This is a genomic window from Microvirga sp. 2TAF3 (assembly GCF_052114965.1).
Taxonomy (GTDB): Bacteria; Pseudomonadota; Alphaproteobacteria; order Rhizobiales; family Beijerinckiaceae; genus Microvirga.
Map to the genome: position 1 here is coordinate 141,692 of NZ_JBFRFT010000009.1, position 24,198 is coordinate 165,889.

Genomic DNA, 24,198 nt, shown 5'->3' on the forward strand with positions numbered 1-24,198 from the left:
AGGTAACGCATTGATATGACAGGACAATTGTCACCGTTATGGCAAGTTCTCGTGATGACGTTTCCGCCGGTACAGACTCACTCTCGCGAGTATTGCGCGATGCATTCCGCCCTCCGCACACAAGTCGGAAAGCAGGACTCCGAGAAAAGTATCCACAGAAAATGTGCTTGTTTTACTTTCTACACTTTCCGTTAATCGGAACCCGCTTGGTATAACGACGTTGCCTTGCAAGCGTGACGGTTGCACGCGAAGGCCCTTGAAGGAGGCGGCTATGCCGACAGACGACAAGTCAAACCCGCTGACGATGCTGTTCACGGGTGACTCTGGTGCGACCAGCACCAAATCTACGAAGAAGGGCAGCGCTCGCCGCGGCTCGACCAGCAAGAAGAGCGCGAAGTCCGGTGCCAAGAAGACTGGCGCTACGACGGCCCGCAAACCCGCTGCGAAATCGACGGGCACCTCGTCCCGTAAGAGCGCGGCCAAGAGCACTGCAAAGAGCGCAGCGAAGACCACCTCGCGGAGCGCTGCCTCGAAGAAGGCGGGAACCAAGACGGCTGCGAAGTCGACCTCTCGGACCACCGCCAAGAAGGCGGCCGCCAGGACTGCCGCCAAGTCGGCGGCAAAGACTTCGGCTCGGACCGCAGCCAAGTCTGCGACGAAGGCCAGCGCCAAGAAGACGACTGCGAAGAAGACTTCCGCAAAGAAGACTTCTGCGAGGAAGGCTCCGGCCAAATCGGCAGCGAAGTCGACCAAGTCGGCCGCCAAGCGGACCGCGACCTCGCGTTCGACTTCGGCCCGTTCGACGACCGCTCGCGGATCGAAGGCGGTTGCGAAGAAGAGCGCCCGTTCGACGGCTTCCCGCACCGGCGCGAAGACTTCGGCCCGTTCGGCCGCCAAGAAGACTTCGGCCCGCGGCGCTGCAAAGAGCCGCGGCGCTGCAAAGAGCTCGGCGACCAAGTCCCGCAGCTCTGGCAAGTCCCCTGCGCGCGCCGCCGCCGCGACGAGCCGCACGTCCTCGACGAAGAAGTCGGGCACGGTCGGCGCGAAGCGTTCCACGACTGCCCGCAAGCGCTCCACGAAATCGAAGCGCTAAAGGCCGGTCCCGATCTATGCAGCGGATGGAGGGGAAACCCGCCACCCGGTGCATCGGCATAAAAATCGCCCGGCGAAAGCCGGGCGATTGTCGTTTCAGGAAGCGCTCAACGGCCCTTGCTCATCGGGTCACTGTCGCCCCAATAGGGCGTGGCGTTGTAGTAGCGATGCACATGCTCTTCCCATTCTCGGTCATAGGACGCATCGTGCCCCTCCGCCGTGCGCCGTGGGGCCCCGCGCAGCTGATCCTCGGTGAGGTTGAGCTCATAAGCATCAAGCTGGGTGTTGTACTTCAGAACGCCCCAGGGAAGCGTATAATACTCCTCGCCAAGCCCCATGAAGCCGCCGAAACTCATGACCGCGTAGGCCACCTTTCCTGAGCGCTTGTCGATCATCACACGCTCGATGGTCCCGATCTTGTCGCCGTCGGTCCGGCGTACGGGCGTTCCTTCGACCTTGTCGCTGGCAATGAGGCTGTGGGTTTCGCGAATGTCGCTGCCTTGTCCCGTTGCTTGTCCCGTTGTCTGCATCATCTTGCTCCTCATGTCCGTGAGATGTCAGGGCAACGTCGGGCGAAAAAGCCGGTTCCGGCTATCCTCCATACGCTCCGGACATTCCCAGATTTCCGCAACGTCATTCCCAGCGCCGGGCCTGCGAAGGAACCCCTCTATCCTGGTCACGTTGACCTGTGTTTCGCGGACAGCGACGAGGATAGAGGAACCGATCGATGAACTTTCGCCAGAAGCCGGTCGAGGATCAGGCCGTCGTGATTACTGGTGCGTCCAGCGGCATCGGCCTTGCTGCGGCCCGGCAATTCGTCTCCCGCGGAGCCAGGGGGCTTGTGCTCGTCGCCCGCAATGAAGACGCCCTGCGCCGGATCGCCGACGAGCTTAACGAGAGTGGTACACGCGCCATCGCGGTTCCCGCCGATGTCAGCAAGCGCGAGGAGCTGGAGCAGGTGGCCGACGCGGCGATCAAGACCTTCGGCGGCTTCGACACATGGGTGAATGACGCAGCAGTGGCCATCTACGGGACCTTGGAGGAGGTCCCGATCCAGGATCATCGCCAGCTCTTCGAGGTGAACTACTGGGGCGTCGTCAATGGCTCTCTCATCGCCGCCCAGCACCTGCGCAAGCGGGGCGGCACCATCATCAATCTGGGCAGCGTCCTCTCCGAGCGGACGATGATGCTACAGACCCAGTATTCCGCATCCAAGCACGCGGTAAAGGGATTCACCGATGGGCTGCGAATGGAGCTCGAGAGCGAAGGCGCGCCGGTCTGGGTGACGCTGATCAAGCCGTCCTCGATCGATACGCCCTATGTCGAGCACGCGCGCAACTATCTCGGCCACGGAGCTGCCGTGCCCCCGCCGCTCTACGATCCCAATCTCGTGGCGAAGGCCATCGTCTTCTCGGCCGAGCACCAGAGGCGCGAATTGACGATCGGTTTCGGCGGGTGGGCCATCGGTGCCATGGGCAAGGTCGCGCCGCGGCTCCTCGATAGAGCCATGGAATGGACCGGCTACTCATCCCAAACCACCGACCAGCCTGAACGCGCACAGATGCGCGACAATCTCTACCGCGCGCGCGAGGACGGCGATGTCTATTCGTCCCTTCCTCATGAACCGCGCAGGACGAGCCTTCTCCTCGAGGCGCAAATTCATCCGGTCGCCACTGCCGCCATTCTCGTGGGCATCGGAGCTGCCATCGCGGCCCTTCTCGTACCCGGGTTCCGGAACAAGCCACGACGCAGGCGACGGCTATCCCCTTACCAAGTCGTGACGCGCCGCATCGGCAACGGGCATGACAAGCCTAGCTTCGGGCCGGGCCACATCTCCCAGCGCATGGGCGTAAGTGGTCGCCAGCAGCCGCGGCATTGATCGTCCAGAGCGCTTTCGCAGACAAGACCGGCGGCCATATAGACCCGGCTTCTCGCCTCTACCCGTCCTCTACCCAGCGCGACCAGATGAACCATTCTTAAGCCGTTTCGGAGTTAAGGCATGCGCGCTAAAGCACCGGATGAGAGCATCGTATCGCCGCAAAACCGGGTCCACTTTTGCGTACGATGCTCTAGCCTCGCCACATGGATATGATTCGAACCCTCGTCTTGACCTGTGCCATCCTCGTCGCCGGCTCCGCATTCGCGCAAGACAAGGGAGCGCTTAATCCCAAGCCGCTCCCTCCCCTTGCCAATCCGGACGACCCGTCCCTCGCCGCGAAGGAGCTGTTCGGACGCCGCGAGAAGCCTGCCGCCCTACCGCCGCGCGCGCTCGGCAGCTATGCGCGAGGCTGCGTCGCGGGCGCCATGGCGATCCCCATCGACGGAGAAACATGGCAGGTGATGCGACTATCGCGAAACCGCAATTGGGGGCATCCGGATCTGATCGCGTTTCTGCAGCGACTGTCGGCGAAGGTTCCGCAGATCAATGGATGGCCGGGACTTCTCATGGGCGATATCGCGCAGCCGCGCGGCGGTCCGATGATCACCGGGCACGCTTCCCACCAAATCGGACTCGATGCTGATGTCTGGCTGACGCCCATGCCGTCACGCCGCCTGACCCGTGCCGAGCGAGAGGAGCTTTCGGCCACCAATGTAGTGCGCTCCGACTGGCTCGACGTGGATCCGCAAGCCTGGACGCCGCAGCACATGGCCCTCATTCGCGCCACGGCAATGGAGCGCCAAGTGGCACGCATTTTCGTGAACCCCGCCATCAAGAAGGCCCTGTGCCGAGAGGCTGGCCAGGATCGCGGATGGCTCACGAAGGTTCGGCCGACATTCGGCCACAACTATCATTTCCACATCCGTCTTGCCTGCCCCGATGGCGATGGGAGCTGCGCCGATCAGAATCCACCGCCTTCGGGCGATGGCTGCGGGGCGGATCTCGCGCAATGGTTCACGCCGGAGATGCTCCATCCGAAGCCGACTAAGCCGCGTCCGCCCCTGACACTCGTTCAGCTTCCGCCGGAGTGTCGCCGCGTTCTCATGGCGCCCTAGAGCCTCGGACCCAAATGTGGAATGCACTTTTGGGATCAAGCCGATGCTCCTCGTTGGATAAGCGCATCGTTCCGGCTCTCGTCATCGCGTCTGCTCTGTCCTTATTCAAGCGCCCGAGTTTTAGAGGCCGCTTGCCCGTCAACGCAGGCCGATGAGGGGTGAGGACGCCGAGCATGACATCCGATTCCGTCGCCTGCAGCGCATGCGTCACGAAATGAAACAGGGCCTGCAGGGCCGCCGCGAGCAGCAGCGCGAGCGAGATCACCAAGCCCACGTAAAATGGCGCCATAAGCCGGCGGCTCGCGAACAGGAAGCGATCGAGAAGTCGGGTATCACCCGGCTCCATCATGAAGCCGAGTGGATGCCGTGATGGCGTATCAGATGTGAGATCTCATGCGGCCGCGATGCCGGTCCCGATCTGGCACGTCACGCCGGTACCGCCGAGCCCGCAATATCCATTCGGGTTCTTGGCCAGATATTGCTGATGATAATCCTCGGCGAAATAGAACGGACCGGCATCGAGAATCTCGGTCGTGACCGGCCCGTAACCTCGACTCGCAAGCGCCTCCTCATAGGCTGCCTTCGATGCCTCCGCGGCCTTGCGCTGGCTCTCGTCGAAGACATAGATGCCGGACCGATATTGCGTACCGGCATCATTGCCCTGGCGCATGCCTTGGGTCGGGTCATGGCTTTCCCAGAAGGTCTTGAGCAGCGTCTCATAGGAGATCTTTTTCGGATCGAAGACGACGAGCACAACCTCGTTGTGTCCCGTCAGGCCCGTACAAACTTCTTCATAGGTCGGATTGGGCGTGACCCCGGCAGCATAGCCGGCCGCCGTAATCCAGATCCCATCGCCCAGCTGCCAGAACTTGCGCTCTGCGCCCCAGAAACAGCCGAGCCCGAACAGAGCCCTCTCCAGGCCTTCGGGATAGGGCGGCTGAAGTGATCGGCCATTAATAAAATGTGTTTCTGCCGTCGGCAGGGGCGAAGCGCGGCCGGGCAGAGCCTCGGCCGGGGTGGGCAGATCGAGTCGCTTGCGGAAGCTGAACATGGAGGGCCTCTCGTTTCGCCCTAATGTAAGCGTTTTCTGCCGCGCCGGGAGAGCTCTCCCGTCACCATCCCGTGAAAAGGTGCCGCGCCGACGCGATCAGCGCCCCGCCAGATATCCGATGGGCTCTATCGATTTCTGCCCGAGCCAGAGCAGGAAAGCCCCTACCAGGAAACCCGTCACCGAGGCGGGAAGCTGCAGGAAAGGAGCGAAGAACGAGTCCCACAGCCAGGGATAAAAGCGCTGCGCCACCCGCATCTGAAGATTAGGCACGCCCCCCGGGACGAGCATGTTGATGAGGCCGTCGAGAGGAGTGAACGATATGACATTATTGACGATCGACCGCGTGCCGTCGATCACCAAACCGACGAAACCTGCCGCGACCAGCAGAAGGCCCAAACTACGCGCCAGAAACTTCACAAGCCACCCCTCCCCAAACGGATAGGTATTTTAGGGCGTTTTGTCACAAAGGCAAAGCGATCCCGCCAACTTCTTATAAGTTCGATCTTGCCTTTCGCATGCATTTAGCGATACACGGACCCCTCCGCACGTCGCGGGCTCGATCCTGCCTTCGCTTCTCTCGAAAGCTGGCACGGACGAGCGAGCCAAGAGCTCATTCAGGAGGGGTGGCCGAGTGGTTGAAGGCGCACGCCTGGAAAGTGTGTATACGGGAAACCGTATCGAGGGTTCGAATCCCTCTCCCTCCGCCATTATCTAAGTCTCTGATATTGTAGACTTTTTTCCCTCAGGACTAATACTAGCAAGTCGCGGTATCTTTTAGACAATTTCCGGATAACTATTCTCTGATGCTGGCCGGCCCCACGAGGTGGTCCTGGATCAATGGTAGTGGATGATTGGTCGTGGCGCTACGGTTGGGGTGGCAGGCGGAGCTGGCTGGGGTTGCGCAGCCGGCCATTGCACCACCTCGGGTGCGGGTGGTTTGTAGCCGAGCGCAGAATGCGGGCGAACGGTATTGTAGTGGCGCCGCCAGCTTTCGATCACGATCTGGGCCTCCTTCAGCGTGTAGAACATCTCTCCGTTGAGGAGTTCGTCGCGAAGTTTCGCATTGAAGCTTTCACAATAGCCGTTCTCCCACGGGCTCCCCGGCTCGATATAGGCCGTTTTGGTCCCGACCCCGCGTTGATCCAATCGCGAACTGCTCGGGCGATAAATTCCGGACCGTTATCGGATCGAATGTGGCCCGGGACCCCGCGCAGGATGAACAAGTCCGAAAGCACGTCGATGACATCGACGGCCTTCAGCTTCCGGCTGACGCGGATCGCGATGCATTCGCGGGTGAACTCATCGATGACGTTGAGCATGCGGAACCTGCGCCCGTTATGCGTGCGATCCTCGACGAAGTCGTAGGACCAAACGTGATTGGGATACTCGGGCCGGAGGCGGATGCACGAGCCGTCATTGAGCCAGAGCCGTCCCTTCTTCGGCTGCTTTTGCGGAACCTTCAGCCCCTCCCGTCGCCAGATCCGTTCGACCCGTTTGATGTTTACCATCCAGCCGGCATCCCGCAGCAGAGCGGCGATCCGCCGGTAGCCGTAGCGTCCGTACTGGAGGGCAAGCGCGACGATGTCGGCGGTCAATGCCGCCTCGTCATCGGCTGTTGTCGGGATCTTGCGCTGTGTGGAGCGATGTTGGCCGAGAACCCGGCAAACCCGTCTCTCCGACAGGCCCAGCTCCGCGATCACATGATCCACACAGGCGCGGCGACGGGCGGGGCTCAGAAGTTTCCCTTGGCAGCCTCCGCCAGGATCATCTTGTCGAGGGTCAGGTCGGACACCGCGCGACGCAGCCTCGCGTTCTCGGCCTCGAGCTCCTTCAAGCGCCTGGCCTGGCCCCCTTTGAGACCGCCGTATTCCTGGCGCCACCGATAGTACGTAACTTCCGTCACGCCTATCGACCGGACAGCTTCCGCCACCGGTCGTCCCTGCGCCGTCAGCACGTCCACCTGCCGCAGCTTCGCGACGACCTCCTCGGCCGTGTGTCTCTTCTTGCTCATTCTTTCGTCCTCCATTCGGCTCAAAAGCCATACATCAGGGAGGACCACTTTTGTGGAGGCAGGCCAGGTGGATAAGGGCTCCAACATGCCCGACTGTCGAGCCAATGATCGATGATGCGCTCAGTCTTCCCAGTTGGAATGGCCAAGGGCAACCGTCCCATTCTGTTGTGCCAGCGGATGTCCGAGCCGTCGGATGGAATGGAGCGCGGGCTCGGCAACCGTCTGTGGCACCGGCATGGCCAAGCGAATAGAACGCCAACGGATTTCCACCGGTGATTGGGAGAGGGCAACGGCATTGCCGCAATCGCAGCAATGCCGGGTCTAAAAACAAGAGAAACTGATCTGGATCAGGGCAGACGGGTCGGCATGCAGGTCTACTGGACCGATAGAATAGATCCGACCGTTGCCGACATCCGAGCCGCCTTCTTCGCCATTTGAATGCAATGCTGAAGAAAGTTTAGCGGCAACAACACTTGATTCAGACGCAGGCCTGTTCCTTAACCGGCAAAGGAGCCGAACCATGGCACGGGGACACAACCTCCCTTCCCGCCCAGGCAGTATTTCAGACCGCGGTTTCGGCAGTCCGCTGCTCACACCCATTCTTGCGCTGTATCGTGACATGAACCGCTTGTTTGAAGATGCCTCCGAAGGAGGCGGTGGATTGTCCTCCGCCGGGGTGCGGCACAGCGTCCGAACCTTGATGCCTCAGATCGACGTGAGCGAGACAGATAAGGAAATCCGGATCACTGCAGAGATGCCCGGGGTCAAAGAGGATGACGTTGAGGTGACGGTTACCGACGATATGCTCATGATCCGTGCGCAGAAGCAGATCGAGCGCGAGGAGGATAGCCAGAGCTACCATGTAAACGAGCGAGTATTCGGCACCTTCCTGCGCACGCTGCAACTGCGCTTCCCAGTCGCTGGGGATCAGGTCCAGGCTCGGTTCGATAACGGGGTCCTCACCATCACGATCCCTAAGGCGCAAACGCAGCAACGCTCTCAGCGCATCCAGGTGCAAGGCCGCTTGAACCAGGGTTCACAGCAGGGCATCTCTGGTGAACAGGACGGTCCGGCTCGAGGGTCCCAGAGCACTCAGAGCAGCTCAAGCTCTCAGAAGACCAACTGAAATAGCAGGAGGAGGCCGTGTCCCGTCAACGACTTGATCGTTGTGGCAGAATGCAACACGCGGATCGGATCCGTTCCCTGTTTTTGATAAGGCCATCCTAATTGTGTGGCATGCTTTTGTTGGGCGATTTTGGTCCCAGGGAGACTGCTGGAATCGGCCCCGGAGGACACGTGATGCCGCCGCTCTCGGGACGACCGATGGCGCACGATAGGAGTTGTATGGCGATGACGCCGCTGCACTAGCCGCCGCGGTTATTCATCGTCCCTGTCACACTGGATATGGTATATTATTTTAATGGCAGAGGCACATCATAGCATCAAGCTCCCGTCGGGCGAGGCGATCCCCAAGCTCGGGCAAGGAACCTGGTATTTGGGAGAGGACCCCAACAAGCGTGACAATGAGATTGCAGCTCTACGCCTGGGGCTTGATCTTGGACTGACGCTGATTGACACAGCCGAGATGTATGGTGATGGGGCCGCGGAGAGGCTGGTTGGAGAAGCGATCGACGGCCGCCGGGAGGAGGTTTTCCTCGTCAGCAAAGTTCTTCCGCAGCATGCCACGCGCAAAGGGACTCTCTCGGCCTGCGAGCGCAGCCTCAAGCGCTTGGCAACTGATCGGATTGATCTTTATCTCCTGCACTGGCGTGGGCAGGTCCCAATCGCGGAGACAATCGAGGCTTTCGAAATCCTGATGGCCGCCGGTAGGATCCGGCATTGGGGCGTCAGCAACTTTGATGTCAACGACATGGAAGACCTTGCGGCAACGAGAGGTGGCGATGCTGTGGTGACTGATCAAGTGCTCTACAACCTGACCCGGCGCGGCATCGAGTTCGACCTTCTGCCCTGGTGCCGAAAATTCGGCCTTCCCATTATGGCTTACTCTCCAATCGAGCAAGGACGCCTGCTGAATCATCCGGGGCTTCGAGAGACTGCCGACAGACATCCTGGTACGACCCAAGCACAAGTCGCTCTTGCATGGGTGCTACGGCTGGACAACGTCTGTGCGATTCCACGGACAGGATCGCCGGTTCACGTGCGGGAGAACCGAGCGGCGCTCGACCTTCGTTTGACCGCACAAGATCTCGCCGATCTGGACCGGTGGTTCCCACCCCCGATCTCGAAAAAACCTCTTGAGATGATATAAAGTGTGTGGATGCTCTCTAGGCTTCCGGATGACACATGAAGGGCATGGCCGCTTTATAGGACACGGTTTCGTGTTGGTTCGTTGATGCGATCAGTTCGTTAAGGGCAGATCCAGATACATCTTCAGGACCCCTGCCCTTCTGTCCTTTCAGTCATGCTGATTGTGATGCAATCAAGCGGCAATCATTAACGGCGGACACCTGTCTGTAGAGCATGTATGCGTCGTACCCTGAGCGCCACCGATCAGGAAGGTCACACTCAGGATGTTATCTCCATCACTTCTCCAGGGACTAGCCCGAGAGCGACCTCCGTTTGAGGTGAGAGGGGCGAGACGATGCGGGCGCGCAGATCATCGCCAGCGCTCGTATCCTTCTCGACAGCTTCGATAGCATCGGCTGGATCGGATTCGCCAACAGCAAAAAGACGCAATTCTGGCAGCCTGCCTTCTAATGTGGAGATCGAGACAACCCATCCAGTCATAGCAACCACCATAATACAACCGGCACCAGCTCTCTCTGACCGTTGTCAGGGCATGTGAGATTTCAAGCCGGATATCCCAATGTCAGACAAGCCAGACGGCTTTGCCGGCACAAGACGAGGCCAGGTGCGAGAGCTGGACTGACAGGACACCCGGTGTATCCTACGCCCCGATGACGATCCGGTTATCGACCTTCGCCACCCCGGGAGCCCGCCAAGCCGTCCGTTCGGCCTCTTCGCGATCGGCCCACGATCTCACGATGCCGGTGAGAATGACCTCCCTGCCCTCCACCTTGACGGTGATGCGATTGGCGTCAATCTCGGCGCTGCGCATGAATGCCCTTTCAATCTCCTGCCTGATATTGCCGGGCTCAACGCGGGCTTGATCTGAATCAAGTTTTTGATCCCTTTGACGCCTCTCACTCCAAGCACTGCGATTTCAATGTTTTCTCGCTGATAATGCCACTCGACGGCACCTTCGAGAGTAACCCACCCCTCCTGAACGGTCAGACGGATCTGCTCCCATGGGATTGGCAGCTCGTCTTGAATTTGAGTGACGACGTCACGCGCGATCTCGGGGTCAGGCCTTGGATGGATCAAGGGCCAACGCACCTCGATATCGTTGGCCACTCCCAGTACGCCAGCCACGTGTTTTGCTGCATCCTCCGCGTCCCGCGGCTGCCTCATGCGTCGGACGAAGCCGGTCAGCGTAACCACGCCATCCTTCACCGCCACCGCGATATCGGCATCTCCAAGATCTGGGTCCCACCGTAGTTCCGCCTCTACATCCCGTTTGATGTCATCGTCCGGCCTCATGGCTGTCCTCCCGGTACCTGTTGAGATCAAAACGTGTGCTCTCCGACAGAAGTGCACGAGGTAGAAGAGCACCGATTTTGAAGCCGGCAGACGCAGATGCCCTGACCTGCGTCAGTGCGCGCGAAGGATACGGTGGCAGCATGTCAGACGAACGCTATTCTGGATCAGGAGATAGCACATGGCTGCCCCAGCCGGCATGACAACGAGCCCGCATCAAGAAGCGTCCGTGGAGAAGCCGCAATCGTATTCAGGCTTCGATCGTCTTCCGATCGCCGGCGAATGGCGTCCCGGCCATTCAAGCCGTATTCTTGTCGATCGAGATCCCTATGACGGAGCGGAGTTGCTCCAGATCCGCCAGGGAGACCGCGATGATCTCGAAGCGGCTTATCGCCTGGCTGCCGCCACGCAGGAGGTATGGGCGACCGAACTTCCAAGCATCCGCGCAGCTGTCATGCGCCGTGCAGCGGAGATCCTGGAAGTTCGGCGGGAGGAGATTATATCCTGGCTGATCCGTGAGGCGGGCAGCACCCGCCTCAAGGCGAACCTCGAATGGGCATCAACCCACGCGATTCTGGAGTGGGCCACCGCGGCGCCGTATCTCACGGAAGCACCTATCCTGCCTACCGATATCCGAGGCAAGGAGGGACAGGTCCGGCGCAAGCCGGTCGGCGTGGTCGGCATGATCAGCCCGTGGAACTGGCCCCTCCATCTCTCCACCCGATCAGTCGCGCCGGCTCTGGCAGTCGGCAATGCGGTTGTCGTGAAACCTGCCAGCGATACACCGGTCACGGGGGGGTCGCTCCTCGCGAAAATATTCGAGGAGGCAGGTCTGCCGGCTGGCCTCCTCAGCATCGTCGTTGGCGCCGGCAGCGAAATCGGCGAGGCCTTTGTCACACACCCTGTTCCGCGTGTGATTTCGTTCACCGGCTCGACGGCCGTCGGCCGCCAGATCGCCGAACTGGCTGCCAAGGCCGAGATCATCAAGCGTGTCGAACTGGAGCTCGGCGGAAACGGTCCCTTTGTCGTGCTCGAGGACGCCGATCTGGAAGCGGCCGTTGAAGCCGCTCTTTTCGGCAAGTTCCTGCATCAGGGGCAGATCTGTATCGCCGTCAACCGGATCATTGTGGACGACCATGTCCACGACCGGTTCCTCGAGCTTTTCGTCGAGCGGGTCAGGAACCTCAAGGTCGGCGACCCTGACGAGCCAGACACGTTTATCGGGCCGATCATCAATGAGTCTCAGCTCAATCGACTCATCGAGCAGATCCGCAAGGCACCGGAGGCAGGTGCGAGGCAGGTGGTCGGCGGGGAACCGCAGGGGCTTGTTCTGCCGCCCCATGTCTTCGCGGACGTAACCAACGATATGGATCTGGCGCGGGACGAACTCTTCGGACCCGTCGCCCCCATTATCCGCGCCCGAGGTGAGGACGAGGCCCTGAGACTTGCCAACGCGACCCAGTATGGCCTCGCGGGCGCCGTGTTCGCGGGCGATGTCGAACGCGGGAGGCGTTTCGCCCGAAACCTTCAGGTCGGCATGGCGCATGTCAACGATCAGAGCGTCGTCGATCTGCCGAACAGCCCCTTCGGTGGGGAAAAGAATTCCGGGATAGGCCGGTTCAACGGCACCTGGGCCATAGAGGCCTTCACAACCGACCAATGGTTGACGGTTCAGCATGTTCCGCGCCGTTTCCCCTGGACGGCGGATGCCGTCCAGGGCCCGTGGTCGTGAGTTGTTCACACTGTTGAGAAGCAAGGCTTCCCATGTCATCCATTGATCCTCGCGACGAGCAGATGTTTCCGAAATTCGGTCCCGATGAGATTGAGCGCCTGCGCCGCTTCGGCGAGACCAGGCACTACGCTGCAGGCGAGCCGCTTTTCGTCACGGGCGACAATGCTCCGGGCATGTTCGTTCTCATTTCCGGTTCGGTCAGGGTCACCCGGCGCGATCCTCTGGGACGTCTCGCCCCCATTGTCGAACTGGGACCCGGCGATTTCGTCGCGGAGGTGGGGCAATTGTCCGGCCGCCCGTCGCTGGTCGACGTTCACGCCACCGGCGATGTGGAGGCGCTGCTCATTCCGCCCGATAACCTCCGGAGTCTCCTGATCGCCGAGGCCAAGCTGGGGGACAGGATCATGCGGGCGCTCATTCTCAGACGGGTCGTACTGATCGAAACCGGCGCAGGCGGTCCGGTCCTGATTGGTCCCGAAACCCATCCTGACGTGGTTCGCCTGCAAGGTTTCCTGGCCCGCAACGGCTATCCGTGCCAGGTGCTCGATCCGGCCCGCGACCGTGATGCGGCGACCCTCGTCGAGCGCTACGCGCCGAACCCGAAGGATCTCCCCCTCGCCGTGTGCCCCAAGGGGACGATCCTCAAGAATCCGAGCGAGCGGGCTCTGGCGCAGGCGCTCGGCATGGTGCCCGTCGATGCGCCAAATCGGACCTATGACGTCGTGATCGTCGGTGCGGGCCCTGCCGGTCTCGCGACGGCGGTCTATGCAGCATCGGAGGGGTTATCGGTCATTGTCCTGGATGGCGTTGCCTTTGGCGGCCAAGCCGGCGAGAGCGCCCGGATCGAGAACTATCTGGGATTTCCCACCGGCATCCCCGGCCGGGAGCTTATAGCGCGCGCCTTCGTACAAGCGCAGAAATTCGGCGCCGAGATGGTGATCCCGGCTGAAGCAGTCGGCCTCGATTGCTCGTTAGTGCCGTAAGCGCGTCGGCGCCGCAATTGATGAGGGAGCAGCGGCGGTAGCCCAAATTCACACCGTTCTTTCAATTGCATCTGTGCCACCGCCTACGACAAGGGAGCGGAGAGCGCGAGGCTGATGAACGCCAGCTTGCCCCAGCTAATCACACAGGCACAATTTCCGGGCCAGTGTGAATATGTCCAAAGGCCTCAAACGAGACCATTGCGGCGCGTTTTATGGCGCTCCTCAATCAGGGGACGGCAAGTCTGCTCGATGGCCTTCACCGCTAGGTCGAGCCGCTTCTTGAGAGTGTCACGGTTCCCTTCGCCCCAGCCAATCGCCGCTTCCCATTGGTTGCGCCTCGCTTCCTCCGAGCCCGTCGACTCCTGGCCGTAGGTGCGGATCAGGTTATGGGCCGAGTCTATGACCTCACTGTGAATGGCCCGGATCTCCTCGAAGGGCCGGGCGGCCTCCTCTCCAAAATAGGCCATGAAGCGGTACCGACTCGCTTGGAGGTCGGAAAACAGTTGGCTCTCCTTGGTCAGGCGGTCGACGGGCGTGAAGATCTCGCCCCGTTCAAGCTCCTCGTCCTCCGGTCTCGCTCCAGGGCGATCATCCTCTCCAACGTCGTTGTCATCCGAAGCGGGAAAGCGCGCCCATGTTAGGATATCCCTGGCCCGGTAGAACCCTGCCAGCACCTCCTCGGCGAGCTCAGTCTTGCGCCGGCCGACCGTCTCGGTCCGCCAGGCATTGAGCCCGCGGACGCCGGCCCAGCCGGCGACGACGGCCGCTAGGCCTGTCATGAGATTGCCCACCGCCGAGATCCAGTCAGGCGACAAGATCGCCTCCGTCAGGGACTGTGAAGAGATGTCTCCGGAGCCGCTTCTATTGCGCGACACATCCAGTTGCCCCCAGGCTAGATGGCGTGGGACGGGAGCCGGGCAAGCCGCCTGACTGCCGGAGACCGCGAAAGCAACACCGTTACCGGATGGTCTGTCAGCCTCTTCGGTGGCGGATCACCAGCCGGAACACCGTCCGCAGGGTCAATGCCGTCCTGATCGCGAGAGCCGAGTAGTGCGGCTGACCGCCTCGTGTGGTGCGGGGCTCGGCCCGCCAGGCTGCAATCGCCTCCTCAGAGAACCAGACCATGAGGCTTCCGCGCTGGCGCAGGGCAGCATCGTACGCTGACCAATTCAGCACCCGGTGCCGCTGCTTGGGAATGCGGTGCCGGCGGGCGGCATTGGCTTTGAACGGCACAGCGAATATCCGACATGAAGGGCGCAGTCCTCCTATGTCACTCGGTTTGGGTTACCAAGTCACCTATTCGTGCATCAAGGCTGATCATTAATGCACCGTCCGGTGGTCCTCTTGCGCGAGCGCCTCTGCCTGGTGGCGGTATCCCAGCATTTCATAACCGACAACTGTGACGGCCGGCGCCAGCATGAGGATTACAAGGCAAACCGCCATATCGGTGCCGGCAAGCGCCGCAATGACGGCGAGCGCCACGACCGCTGCAGTCGCGATCAGCAGCCAAACATGAAAAGGATCGAAACGGTCGAGGAGATAGGTGTAGAGCCCATAAATCGATCCGAGAAAGACGCTGACCGGGATGGCGACGCTAAGCACGGTCGCAAGCGGGCCGATCTGGGTCTTGTTCTCGATGAAATAGGCTGCGACATCCAGCCCGGCGCCGGTCGCGACGATGGAGGCGACGATCATTATCTGGCCGTAGCCCCAGACGAAGGCCCGATTGCGATGAGCGTGGAGTATCTGCGCGGAGGGCAGCAGGTAATAGACCCACCACATGCCGAAGGTGAGCCCGCTGCCAGCGATGCAGACCAGCGCCGCATCCGCAGTCCAGCCCTGTTCTTCAATCACGGCCGACAGCGTCGCGACCGTGCCCACGCCCCCCTCGCCCAGCGCAATGATAGCGAACAGGCTGTAGCGCTCCGCGATGTGATAGGCGTGCCAGGGTGTGCCCCCATCCTTGTGCTCAGCGATGACGGGCCCCGCCAGTTCAATGAGTGCGAGGGTGCAGATAAGGATGAAGGTCATGCCAAGCGAGAGATCGACAAAGATCAGCACCGCCCAGCCGAGTTGGGCGAGCGAGATGGCGACGGCATAGGTAAGGCAGGCGCGGCGCCGGGCGGGATCCTGCTTGGCCGCACGCAGCCACTGGAACACCATGGCAGCGCGCATGATCACATAGCCGAGCACCATGACCGAATTGTCAAGGTGTTGGCCGTGCTCAATGGAGGCGAACATGCGCGGTAGGCCGATCGCCAGGACCAGCACACCGGTCATCTGCACCATGGTGATGACCCGGAAAAGCCAATCGTCGGTGTCATAGGCCGAGGCGAACCATGAGAAATTGATCCAGGCCCAGCAGATGGCGAAGCTCGCAAAGCCAAAGCCGAACAGGGCAGCCGCGTAATGGCCCTCCGCCTGCGCGTGGGCAAATTGGGAGGCCGCGAGTCCGAACGCGGTCACGAAGGTCAGGTCGAACAGCAGTTCGAGCGGGGTCGCGACGCGGTGCGCCTCGTGCGGGTCGCGTCCGCGCATCTGCCGGGAGTGATGGCGGAGGGCTTCGGCGCTAGGCGGTATCGTGCTCACGCTTAGCCTTTCGTTGGTGGTCGGAGAGCGACGAGGGTCGCAACATTAGGCGCGGCTCATTTCTCGTTTCATGAGTGACGCCGCTAGGACACTTTCGGTCAGGGTCTCTACCAGTGCCCGAAGAGTTTCGTAGTTAAGATCTGAAACGAACTTGGAACATCGGAGCGATCCCAAAAGTGCCCCCGCTTGGGATCAATGCCCTAGTGAGGCTTGGTCACCCCGCGAGACTATACCATCCAGCCAACAACTCACACGCTTGAGAAGGTCCGAAGTGGATCAGGCAGTGAAATTCGCGGAACTAGAGCAACGTCTGGTTACGCAAGCATTGCTGCCCTCGAGCTTTGGTCGCAGAGGTGCCAAGAGCCGACCCTTGTCCCAGTTCCGTCCATACTGAGCGGCGGACATTCTGTCCGCCATCCCGTGCCAAGCGTTTAGAAGCTAATTGTCCAAACATCTACTGTCGTCTGTTCTATGCTGCGCCTGCGGACAGGCGCTATTCCGCTTAGCCTGCATCGCCTATATCACGACCGCCCGGTCAGCCTTGATCCGGGGCAGGAGAAGATCATGAAAGTTGTCATTGTCGGCGCGACCGGCACCATCGGTCGGGCAGTCGCCGAGATTCTCTCAGGCCGCCACGAGATCATCCCCGTGTCGCACTCGAAGGGCGAGCTCCGGGTGGACCTCGCCTCCAGGGATTCCATTGAGCGCCTGTTCCAGGCCATCGGACCGTTCGATGCGCTTGTCAGCGCGGCCGGTCAGGCCGCCTTCAAGCCGCTGCCGGATCTCACAGATGAGGACTTTCAGCTCAGCCTCACCAACAAGTTGATGGGCCAGGTCAACCTGGTGCGAATCGGCTTGCGCCATATCAACGAGGGAGGCTCATTCACTCTCACAAGCGGCATCCTCGCCCGGGAGCCGATGCCCGGCAGCGCCGCCATCAGCCTGGTGAACTCTGGCATCGAGGGGTTCGCCGCAGCGGCTGCCCTGGAACGGCCGCGCAACATCCGGGTCAACGTGGTGAGCCCGCCCTGGGTCAGCGAGACCCTTGCCGCCATGGGCATGGATTCGTCCGGCGGCATGCCGGCAGTCCAAGTTGCTAGGGCCTATGTGCAGAGCGTCGAAGGTCAGGACAGGGGTAAGGTCTTCGACGCCCGCACCTTCGCATCTGAGGCGAGCGCAGCGGGCTAGGTGGCCCGACTTGCCGTAGGCCTAAGGAGGGTCCGCCGAAGCCACATGCGCTGACAGAACTGGACTCATGCGACGTCTCATTGAAAACGGCGCATGAGCAGCGATGGGCTCAGATCACTCGGGTTCAGAACTCCTGAGAGGTGGGGCGCAGCACGATCTCGTTGATGTCAACATCGGCTGGTTGCTCGATCGCGAAAGCGATCGCTCTTGCCACAGAGTCCGACGGGATGGCTTGTTGGTAAAACTCCCCGACGGCTTTGACACTGTCGGGATCCGAGCTGCCGTGCTTCAACTCCGACTCGACCGCACCGGGCGAGATGATGGTCGTGCGGATGGCCCCGCCGATCTCATGACGCAGCCCCTCGGAAATCGCCCGCACGGCGAACTTCGTGCCGCTATACACGGTACCGCCAGGACTGAAGACCTTGATCCCGGCCGCCGAGGAGATGTTGATGAAGTGGCCGCTGTTCTGCCGCTGGAACACCGGCAGGGCCGCCGCGATGCCGTAGAGCACGCCCTTGATGTTGATGTCGATCATCCGGTCCCATTCATCCACCTTGAGCTGAGCCATGGGGGCGATAGCCATCAGACCTGCATTGTTGATGATCACATCGACCCGTCCGTAGGCATCAACCGCTTCTTGGACGAGAGCCTCGACATCACTCCGCTTCGTGACATCGGTGGCAAAGGCCTTAGCTTTACCACCCGAAGCGGTGATCTCGCCGGCCAGCGCCTCAAGCCGATCCACGCGGCGAGCTCCGAGAACGACCGTCGCGCCCGAGGCTGCAAGATGGCGTGCGGTGGTTTCTCCCAGGCCACTGCTGGCCCCGGTGATCACGACAATCTTGTCCTGGATTCCTGACATGTGATTTCCTTTATGATCTCCGTACTGACAGGAAAGGCCCGGCCTCAGGCCGAAGCGCTCAACGCCGGGTAGTCGGTGTAACCGCGTGCATCGCCGCCGTAGAAGGTCGGCCGATGGTAACGATCGAGAGGGGCGGCTGTTCGCAGCCGCTCCGGCAGATCGGGGTTGGCGATGAACAGCTGACCGAACGCGATGGCGTCGGCGCGCCCTTCGGCAATGGCACCAGCGGCAGTCTCGCGGACATAGCCGCCGGCCGAGATCACCCGGCCACCGAAGGCCTTCTTCACCCGGTCCGCCGCATCGGGAGTGGCCCGCCTGGAGCCCTCCGGCCGCGATGCGGCGGCGGCGCCCTGATCTCTCGCGCTACATGGAAGGTGGCCTGGGCAACCCGCTGGGCGCCTGCGCGCTATACCTTGGCTCCTCCATGTGCCGGATTTACGGTTCCAATGAGCCGGAGACCATCGGTTATGCGGTTTCGTCCGGGTGTATTCGGATGACCAATGCTGACGTCGTCGACCTTTACAACCGAACCCGGATCGGCACCAAGGTTGTGGTCTTGAACTGACGCGCCGGGATGGGATTTTGTTTCAATTGCCAGCAGTTAACCCTTGCACGTGCGGACCATGCCAACAGCCATACCTGACAGGCTGACGTTCAGCGCTCCGCAAGCAGGACACCCAGAACCGCTTGGCGGCTTCTCCTGCCGTCATTTGGCCTTCGCCAGCCAGGGCAATCCCATTGATAGGACGGTTCCGACCAGCAGGACTGTAATGGCCTGGGGTAGCCATGGGTTGCTAGGCATGTGATGCACCTTGCAGGTCATGGGCCTTCTCCCTCTCGGGTCTAAGCCCCCAGCCGCTTGGGAATTCTACTCTCGAACCCGATCTGAGACGAGCAAGAACACGTGTGAGGCCATCGTCACCGCTTGCGCCTAAGCGCATTTCCGGAACCGGATAAAGTGTCGTTTGAGCATATTCGAAGGCTGCCATCGGCATTCGGATCGGTGAGGCAGTAAAGAGCTCGTTTATACGGCCGCTCTGCCCGGCCCAATGTGAGTACGAATATTGACGAACGCTCGCGGACCCGGTGGCGTTAACCCCGCTGCCGGGATTGTGCTGTACACAAGCCATATGCCTCAGATCTGCTAAAGGCAGCTCCGGATCAAGCGAGTGCATACGCCAAATAAGGCGCCGTCCGGCTGCCTGATGCTTTTGCCACTTCGACTGGCGGCCCCGATGCAACCACCCGTCCGCCCTCGTCACCGGCTCCCGGACCAAGATCCATGACCCAGTCGCTTCTCGCTGCGACACGCATGTCGTGCTCGACCACGATGACGGTGTTGCCAGCTTCGACGAGCCCATCGAGCTGAGCCACAAGCCTTTCCACATCGGCAGGATGCAATCCGGTGGTCGGCTCGTCGAGGACGTAGAGCGTATCGCCGCGCTGGATTCGCTGCAGCTCGGTCGCAAGCTTGATCCGCTGTGCCTCCCCTCCGGACAATTCGGTCGCGGGTTGGCCAAGCCGCAGATAGCCCAAACCCACCTCGCGCACGATCGTGAGGGACCGATGCAGATGCGGCGCGTCGGCGAAGAACTCCCAGGCCGCATCGACTGTCATTCCGAGTACGTCGGCGATGGACTTATCGCGATATTTGATCTTGAGCGTTTCGGCGTTGTACCGCGCTCCATGACAGGTCGGGCAGGGTGCATAGACGCTCGGCAGGAACAGCAGCTCCACCATCACGAAGCCTTCACCTTCGCAATGGGGACAACGTCCCTTGGCGACGTTGAAGGAAAAGCGTCCCGCATCGTAGCGATGGGCGCGTGCCTGCTTGGTTGCGGCAAACAGTTTTCGGACATGATCGAAAAGGCCAGTATAGGTGGCGAGATTCGAACGCGGCGTGCGCCCGATCGGCTTCTGATCGACCCGCACCAGGCGCTTGATCCCTTTCATGCCGCTGACAACCCGGCCGCCGGCGGGAATGACCGCCGCCCGTTCGAGCTCCTCCCCCTCTTCCTCCTGCGCAGAGATGTCATGGCCGAGATGTTCCGCGACCAGTTCGACCAGGGCTTGGCTGACCAAGCTCGACTTGCCGGAGCCGGATACCCCCGTGACGGTCGTGAACACGCCCAAGGGAAATGCGACATCGAGCCCATCCAGATTGTTGCGCGTGACGCCGGCGAGGCGCAGCCAGTCTTTCGGTAGGCGCGGCTCCCGAGAAGGGATAGGACATTCGCCGAACAGGAAGCGCCGTGTCTGCGAGGCCTCGACCTGCCTGAGCCCGTCCGATGGACCGCTATACAGCACGAAGCCCCCCTGCTCTCCCGCGCCAGGGCCAACGTCGACGATCCAGTCGGCATGACGGATGACATCGAGATTATGCTCGACCACGAACTGCGAATTCCCGGACGCCTTCAGTTGCCTGAGCGCATTCAGCAGTGCCTCCGTATCCGCCGGGTGGAGACCGGCCGATGGCTCGTCGAGCACGTAGACCACACCGAACAGGTTCGAGCGCACCTGCGTGGCGAGCCGCAGCCGTTGGAGTTCGCCGGGCGAAAGCGTCGGGGTGCTCCGTTCGATGGCGAGATAGCCGAGCCCGAGATCGAGCATGACGCTGATCCGGGCGACAAGATCTTGGGCGATGCGCTGCGCGACTACCGCCTTTTCCGGATGCTCCGCCTCGATCTTTTCCATTCGTGAGGCCGTCCCATCCGCATAGGGGCGAAAGATGTCGGAGAGGCGGGCGAGCGGGAGGCTGGACATGTCGGCGATGTCCAGTCCCGCGAACTTGACGGCCAGGGACTCGGGGCGCAGGCGCTTGCCGTGGCAGAGCGGGCATTCGGTGCTCACCATGTATTGCGCCACGCGCCGCTTCATCAGCGGGCTCTGCGTATTGGCGAAGGTGTGCAACACATGGCGCTTGGCGCTCGTGAACGTACCCTGATAGGCAGGTTCCTCCTTGCGCTTAAGCGCGCGCCGAACCTCCTGCTGCGTGAATCCGGGATAGACCGGAACGGTCGGCTGCTCGTCCGTGAAGAGCAGCCAGTTGCGGCCCTTCTTGGGCAGATCCCGCCAGGGACGATCGACGTCGAAGCCGAGCGTGGTCGCGATGTCGCGCAGGTTCTGACCATGCCAAGCGGTCGGCCAAGCGGCAATCGCCCGCTCGCGAATGGTCAGCGTGTCGTCAGGCACCATCGATCGCTCGGTGACCTCATAAACCCGGCCGAGGCCATGGCACCGGGGACAGGCACCCTCGGGGGTATTGGGTGAGAACGACTCGGCATAGAGGATCGCCTGGCCGCGCGGATAGTCTCCGGCGCGGGAATAAAGCATGCGCAAGAGGTTGGATAAAGTCGTGACACTGCCCACGGAGGAGCGCGTGGTCGGCGATCCGCGCTGCTGCTGAAGCGCGACGGCGGGTGGAAGACCATCGATGTCGTCCACATCCGGGACGGGCATCTGATGGAACAGTCGCCTGGCATAGGGCGACACCGACTCCAGATATCGCCGTTGCGCCTCGGCATATAGGGTTCCGAAGGCCAGCGAAGACTTTCCCGAGCCGGACACGCCTGTGAAAACAACTAGGGCATCGCGCGGAATATCGAGATCGATGTTCTTGAGATTGTGCTCTCGCGCGCCACGCACACGCACAAACCCAGTTCCGTCCCGCACGGGCGTCGGAGATCGGAATTTGCTTTTCTCTGGCATTGCGTGGCTCGGCGAGATATCGGACCCGCGATGATCTAGGGCGATCCGACGCTCCCGCCAGAGGAATGGTTTTCGACTCCGCGTGGCGGAACCGCTAAGGGCATGCTCGCCGGAAACAGGTCCTGTCGTTCAGCGCCAGGACTGTCATGGAGACTGTGTTGCGCACAAGGCATATGGTCCCGAACCGGCTAACGTCAGCTAATGGGATGGACCGGCCGTGCTTACCGGCGCACCCTCCATCAGGAGCGCCCAGCACGAGGATCTGAGCCATGCCCAAAGCTCCGCTTCAGCACGTTGCCACCCTTGGCATCGACATCGGCAAGAACAGCTTCCAACTGATCGGTCTGGACGCTCGCGGCGCCATTGTCCTGCGCCAGAAGCTCTCCCGCGGGCAGGTGGAGCAGCGCCTTGCCAATATGCCCTCCTGCCTGATCGGCATGGAAGCTTGCGTCGGAGCCCATCATCTCAGTCGCCAGTTGCTGGCTCTCGGCCATGACGTGAAGCTGATCCCAGCGCAGTTCGTGAAGCCCTTCCGCAAAAGCCACAAGAACGACTTCCGCGATGCCGAAGCCATCGCCGAGGCGGTGCTCCGCCCCACCATGCATTTCGTGCCGATCAAGACGGTCGAACAGCTCGACCTGCAAGTCCTGCACCGCGTCCGCTCGCGCCTGGTGAGCCAGCGGACAGCGGTGATCAACCAGATCCGCACCTTCCTGCTGGAGCGCGGCATCGCCGTTCGCCGGGGGCTGCGTTCGCTGCGCCAGGCCCTGCCGGATATCCTCGCCAACCGCACCGATGTCCTCACCCCGCGGATCGCGCCTGATCGAAGGCCTGGTGCAGGACTGGCGTCACCTGGATGAGCGCATTGATGCGGTGACCGAGGAGATTGAGGCGCTCGTGGCGGCGGATGAGGCCTGCCAGCGCCTGATGAGCGTGCCGGGCGTGGGGCCGATCATCGCCAGTGCCATGGTGGCCGCCATTGGCAACGGAGCCGCCTTTAGCCGAGGGCGCGATTTCGGCGCGTGGCTCGGGCTGGTGCCAAAGCAAACCTCGACGGGTGACCGCACGATCCTGGGCCGCCTGTCGAAGCGCGGCAACAGCTATCTGCGATCCTTGCTGGTTCAGGCCGCCCGCGTACTCCTGCTTTGGCCGGCCAAGTGGCGCCAGCACAGTTTCGGGAACTAGCTTACGGCTGCTTCGACACGGCTGCACCAACGTGCTCGCGGCAGCTTTGGCCAACAAGCTCGCTCGGATTGCTTGGAGCGTGCTGAGCCAGAACCGCATCTATGAACCACGAACTGCCGCTGTGGCGGGGTAAGGGCAGTATCGCCTCCCCCTGCCACAAGCTGGTTTGGAGCTCGCCGAGGTCTGCGAGAGGAAGACGAGATGGAGAACGGTCGCGCCGTCGCATTCATGCTCTGGTGACCCGGTGGGCCATAACGGGCCGATCCGCTTATGAGACTGAATGCGCGCGGATATCCATGATGGCCAGGAGCGTTGCTCCGCAAGGGCCGGATACATTAGCGCAAGACCAACCTCGCCATCTCCAAAGCCTTTTGCGACGCACGGCCGGTCCATACATCCGGGTCAGAAGCGGAAATCCGTAACGCTCCATGAAGGTCCATTTGCCTCCACAATGCGGAAGCTCATTGAGATCGCCTGAGTGCTTTCATGGGCATGCCACGCAGAGGCTCGCCGGCTTCAGATGCATCAGTATGATGACCAGAGATTTAGGCTCAGGGCCCTCAATTCAGCACCCAGTGGAGGGCTCGAAACTAGACTCCTTTTTCATAAATTTAGGCAGCCTGTTCCGCTCAGGATAGTTCCCTGTTCATGCAGGACTATTCCCTGTTATTTCATACAGGGAGTAAGAGTTTAAATTGTTGTTATAGCTATATAGTTTTATGAGAAGGTCGGTCAGGAGCAGTCTAGTTGGATGGATTTACCAGTAATTTCGCTGAAAACAGGGAATTCGCCATGGAGACAGGTTCGCAGGTGACTGTCTCCACCGCCACTATCTAAATCTATGAAATTTCAAATCTTTTCTCTTAAGGGCGTGGGCTCCTAAGTGTCTGATTTCTTGTGCCAATTTCCGGATAGCTATTCTCTGGCAGATGTTCCGGGATATCCAAAGGGCCTTTAGGCCTCCAACTTTGCCTGCAATCTCTGCCCTAAACCACCCAGTTCGGTTATGGCGCGACAGGCCGGTGTGCGTGATACCGGCTTAATCTGCAATCGCGTTCAGCTCGAAAACGGAAGTTCGGCCAAGGTCCGGAATGTGCCATGTGTGGACGGCTCCCCGTTGGCAAGGGTTTTGTTGAACGCTGCTGCAAGGTTGGTCGGTGCGGCCATGTGTTCGACCTGTTGCTGCGGTGCTCATGACCGCTGGCCATAATGCCCTCCGCGAAGGGGTCCCGACCAAAAGCT

At 61.2% G+C, this 24,198-nt stretch carries 19 protein-coding genes, 1 tRNA gene and 4 pseudogenes; 10 read left to right on the forward strand and 14 right to left on the reverse strand.

Features of this window, described 5'->3' with window-relative positions; genetic code table 11:
• Positions 1–36: 36 nt before the first annotated feature.
• Together AB4Y97_RS11485 and AB4Y97_RS11490 are read right to left on the reverse strand one after the other, a co-directional pair.
• Positions 37–1,068: a hypothetical protein gene (locus AB4Y97_RS11485; protein ID WP_441999181.1), complete on the reverse strand. Its 1,032-nt coding sequence runs from the start codon at positions 1,066–1,068 to the stop codon at positions 37–39.
• A gap of 131 nt (positions 1,069–1,199) precedes the next feature.
• Positions 1,200–1,622 carry a PRC-barrel domain-containing protein gene (locus AB4Y97_RS11490; protein ID WP_441999205.1) on the reverse strand — a complete coding sequence of 141 codons (423 nt, stop codon included), beginning with the start codon at positions 1,620–1,622 and terminating at the stop codon, positions 1,200–1,202.
• Between the two features lie 197 nt (positions 1,623–1,819).
• Here AB4Y97_RS11490 and AB4Y97_RS11495 point away from each other — a divergent pair, with 197 nt between their 5' ends.
• Together AB4Y97_RS11495 and mepA are read left to right on the forward strand one after the other, a co-directional pair.
• Complete coding sequence (locus tag AB4Y97_RS11495; protein ID WP_441999182.1) at positions 1,820–2,971, forward strand: SDR family oxidoreductase; 1,152 nt, start codon at positions 1,820–1,822, stop codon at positions 2,969–2,971.
• A 203-nt stretch (positions 2,972–3,174) separates the two neighbouring features.
• Positions 3,175–4,086, forward strand: a complete 912-nt coding sequence (gene mepA, locus AB4Y97_RS11500) for a penicillin-insensitive murein endopeptidase (RefSeq protein WP_441999183.1) — start codon at positions 3,175–3,177, stop codon at positions 4,084–4,086.
• On the opposite strand, the gene AB4Y97_RS11505 is transcribed toward mepA, so the two are convergent.
• From AB4Y97_RS11505 to AB4Y97_RS11515, 3 genes are all read right to left on the reverse strand, one after another.
• Complete coding sequence (locus tag AB4Y97_RS11505) at positions 4,073–4,435, reverse strand: YqhA family protein (protein ID WP_441999184.1); 363 nt, start codon at positions 4,433–4,435, stop codon at positions 4,073–4,075. The two genes, mepA and AB4Y97_RS11505, sit on opposite strands and share 14 nt — an antisense overlap.
• Before the next feature lie 42 nt (positions 4,436–4,477).
• Positions 4,478–5,137 (reverse strand): peptide-methionine (S)-S-oxide reductase MsrA, encoded by a 660-nt coding sequence (gene msrA, locus AB4Y97_RS11510; protein WP_441999185.1) that lies wholly within the window; start codon positions 5,135–5,137, stop codon positions 4,478–4,480.
• A 96-nt stretch (positions 5,138–5,233) separates the two neighbouring features.
• Positions 5,234–5,554, reverse strand: a complete 321-nt coding sequence (locus tag AB4Y97_RS11515; protein WP_441999186.1) for a PetM family of cytochrome b6f complex subunit 7 — start codon at positions 5,552–5,554, stop codon at positions 5,234–5,236.
• Between the two features lie 200 nt (positions 5,555–5,754).
• Between AB4Y97_RS11515 and AB4Y97_RS11520 the strand changes: the two genes are divergently transcribed.
• Positions 5,755–5,844, forward strand: a tRNA-Ser gene (locus AB4Y97_RS11520).
• A 127-nt stretch (positions 5,845–5,971) separates the two neighbouring features.
• Here AB4Y97_RS11520 and AB4Y97_RS11525 read toward each other — a convergent pair.
• Positions 5,972–7,148 (reverse strand): annotated as a pseudogene (locus AB4Y97_RS11525) (IS3 family transposase).
• A 520-nt stretch (positions 7,149–7,668) separates the two neighbouring features.
• Here AB4Y97_RS11525 and AB4Y97_RS11530 point away from each other — a divergent pair.
• Together AB4Y97_RS11530 and AB4Y97_RS11535 are read left to right on the forward strand one after the other, a co-directional pair.
• Positions 7,669–8,274, forward strand: coding sequence for an Hsp20/alpha crystallin family protein (locus AB4Y97_RS11530; protein ID WP_441999187.1), 606 nt, complete (start codon positions 7,669–7,671; stop codon positions 8,272–8,274).
• Between the two features lie 294 nt (positions 8,275–8,568).
• Positions 8,569–9,417 carry an aldo/keto reductase gene (locus AB4Y97_RS11535; RefSeq protein WP_441999188.1) on the forward strand — a complete coding sequence of 283 codons (849 nt, stop codon included), beginning with the start codon at positions 8,569–8,571 and terminating at the stop codon, positions 9,415–9,417.
• A 639-nt stretch (positions 9,418–10,056) separates the two neighbouring features.
• On the opposite strand, the gene AB4Y97_RS11540 is transcribed toward AB4Y97_RS11535, so the two are convergent.
• Both AB4Y97_RS11540 and AB4Y97_RS11545 read right to left on the reverse strand, forming a co-directional pair.
• The gene (locus AB4Y97_RS11540) at positions 10,057–10,227 is read right to left on the reverse strand and encodes a BON domain-containing protein (protein WP_441999189.1); all 171 of its coding nucleotides are present in this window, start codon (positions 10,225–10,227) and stop codon (positions 10,057–10,059) included.
• The gene (locus AB4Y97_RS11545; RefSeq protein WP_441999190.1) at positions 10,149–10,709 is read right to left on the reverse strand and encodes a BON domain-containing protein; all 561 of its coding nucleotides are present in this window, start codon (positions 10,707–10,709) and stop codon (positions 10,149–10,151) included. Before AB4Y97_RS11545 ends, AB4Y97_RS11540 begins: the two co-directional genes overlap by 79 nt.
• 178 nt (positions 10,710–10,887) lie before the next feature.
• Between AB4Y97_RS11545 and AB4Y97_RS11550 the strand changes: the two genes are divergently transcribed.
• A complete protein-coding gene (locus tag AB4Y97_RS11550) occupies positions 10,888–12,438 on the forward strand; it encodes an aldehyde dehydrogenase family protein (protein WP_441999191.1) in 1,551 nt (516 codons plus the stop codon).
• Between the two features lie 32 nt (positions 12,439–12,470).
• A pseudogene (locus tag AB4Y97_RS11555) lies at positions 12,471–13,409 on the forward strand (FAD-dependent oxidoreductase); the annotation flags it as partial.
• Positions 13,410–13,606: 197 nt separating this feature from the next.
• Here AB4Y97_RS11555 and AB4Y97_RS11560 read toward each other — a convergent pair.
• The 3 genes from AB4Y97_RS11560 to AB4Y97_RS11570 form a co-directional block, all read right to left on the reverse strand.
• Positions 13,607–14,236: a hypothetical protein gene (locus AB4Y97_RS11560; protein WP_441999192.1), complete on the reverse strand. Its 630-nt coding sequence runs from the start codon at positions 14,234–14,236 to the stop codon at positions 13,607–13,609.
• 157 nt (positions 14,237–14,393) lie between these two features.
• Positions 14,394–14,654, reverse strand: coding sequence for a transposase (locus tag AB4Y97_RS11565; protein ID WP_441999193.1), 261 nt, complete (start codon positions 14,652–14,654; stop codon positions 14,394–14,396).
• Between the two features lie 87 nt (positions 14,655–14,741).
• The gene (locus AB4Y97_RS11570) at positions 14,742–16,010 is read right to left on the reverse strand and encodes a low temperature requirement protein A (protein ID WP_441999194.1); all 1,269 of its coding nucleotides are present in this window, start codon (positions 16,008–16,010) and stop codon (positions 14,742–14,744) included.
• 564 nt (positions 16,011–16,574) lie between these two features.
• Here AB4Y97_RS11570 and AB4Y97_RS11575 point away from each other — a divergent pair.
• A complete protein-coding gene (locus AB4Y97_RS11575; protein WP_441999195.1) occupies positions 16,575–17,198 on the forward strand; it encodes a short chain dehydrogenase in 624 nt (207 codons plus the stop codon).
• Positions 17,199–17,322: 124 nt separating this feature from the next.
• Here AB4Y97_RS11575 and AB4Y97_RS11580 read toward each other — a convergent pair whose 3' ends face one another.
• Positions 17,323–18,063: an SDR family oxidoreductase gene (locus tag AB4Y97_RS11580; RefSeq protein WP_441999196.1), complete on the reverse strand. Its 741-nt coding sequence runs from the start codon at positions 18,061–18,063 to the stop codon at positions 17,323–17,325.
• Positions 18,064–18,107: 44 nt separating this feature from the next.
• Positions 18,108–18,350: an oxidoreductase gene (locus tag AB4Y97_RS11585; RefSeq protein ID WP_441999197.1), complete on the reverse strand. Its 243-nt coding sequence runs from the start codon at positions 18,348–18,350 to the stop codon at positions 18,108–18,110.
• Between the two features lie 14 nt (positions 18,351–18,364).
• Here AB4Y97_RS11585 and AB4Y97_RS11590 point away from each other — a divergent pair.
• A pseudogene (locus AB4Y97_RS11590) lies at positions 18,365–18,628 on the forward strand (L,D-transpeptidase); the annotation flags it as partial.
• Between the two features lie 596 nt (positions 18,629–19,224).
• On the opposite strand, the gene AB4Y97_RS11595 reads toward AB4Y97_RS11590, so the two are convergent.
• Positions 19,225–21,771, reverse strand: coding sequence for an excinuclease ABC subunit A (locus AB4Y97_RS11595; protein WP_441999198.1), 2,547 nt, complete (start codon positions 21,769–21,771; stop codon positions 19,225–19,227).
• A 269-nt stretch (positions 21,772–22,040) separates the two neighbouring features.
• Between AB4Y97_RS11595 and AB4Y97_RS11600 the strand changes: the two are divergent.
• Positions 22,041–23,089, forward strand: a pseudogene (locus AB4Y97_RS11600) (IS110 family transposase).
• The last annotated feature ends 1,109 nt before the right edge of the window (positions 23,090–24,198 follow it).

What these genes read in the sequence shown, in the direction of transcription:
- AB4Y97_RS11490 (WP_441999205.1), bottom strand. Translation starts at nt 1,622, where the DNA reads ATGCAGACAACGGGACAAGCAACGGGACAAGGCAGCGACATTCGCGAA.
- AB4Y97_RS11495 (WP_441999182.1), top strand. Translation starts at nt 1,820, where the DNA reads ATGAACTTTCGCCAGAAGCCGGTCGAGGATCAGGCCGTCGTGATTACT.
- mepA (WP_441999183.1), top strand. Translation starts at nt 3,175, where the DNA reads ATGGATATGATTCGAACCCTCGTCTTGACCTGTGCCATCCTCGTCGCC.
- AB4Y97_RS11505 (WP_441999184.1), bottom strand. Translation starts at nt 4,435, where the DNA reads ATGATGGAGCCGGGTGATACCCGACTTCTCGATCGCTTCCTGTTCGCG.
- msrA (WP_441999185.1), bottom strand. Translation starts at nt 5,137, where the DNA reads ATGTTCAGCTTCCGCAAGCGACTCGATCTGCCCACCCCGGCCGAGGCT.
- AB4Y97_RS11530 (WP_441999187.1), top strand. Translation starts at nt 7,669, where the DNA reads ATGGCACGGGGACACAACCTCCCTTCCCGCCCAGGCAGTATTTCAGAC.
- AB4Y97_RS11535 (WP_441999188.1), top strand. Translation starts at nt 8,569, where the DNA reads ATGGCAGAGGCACATCATAGCATCAAGCTCCCGTCGGGCGAGGCGATC.
- AB4Y97_RS11540 (WP_441999189.1), bottom strand. Translation starts at nt 10,227, where the DNA reads ATGCGCAGCGCCGAGATTGACGCCAATCGCATCACCGTCAAGGTGGAG.
- AB4Y97_RS11545 (WP_441999190.1), bottom strand. Translation starts at nt 10,709, where the DNA reads ATGAGGCCGGACGATGACATCAAACGGGATGTAGAGGCGGAACTACGG.
- AB4Y97_RS11550 (WP_441999191.1), top strand. Translation starts at nt 10,888, where the DNA reads ATGGCTGCCCCAGCCGGCATGACAACGAGCCCGCATCAAGAAGCGTCC.
- AB4Y97_RS11575 (WP_441999195.1), top strand. Translation starts at nt 16,575, where the DNA reads ATGAAAGTTGTCATTGTCGGCGCGACCGGCACCATCGGTCGGGCAGTC.
- AB4Y97_RS11580 (WP_441999196.1), bottom strand. Translation starts at nt 18,063, where the DNA reads ATGTCAGGAATCCAGGACAAGATTGTCGTGATCACCGGGGCCAGCAGT.
- AB4Y97_RS11595 (WP_441999198.1), bottom strand. Translation starts at nt 21,771, where the DNA reads ATGCCAGAGAAAAGCAAATTCCGATCTCCGACGCCCGTGCGGGACGGA.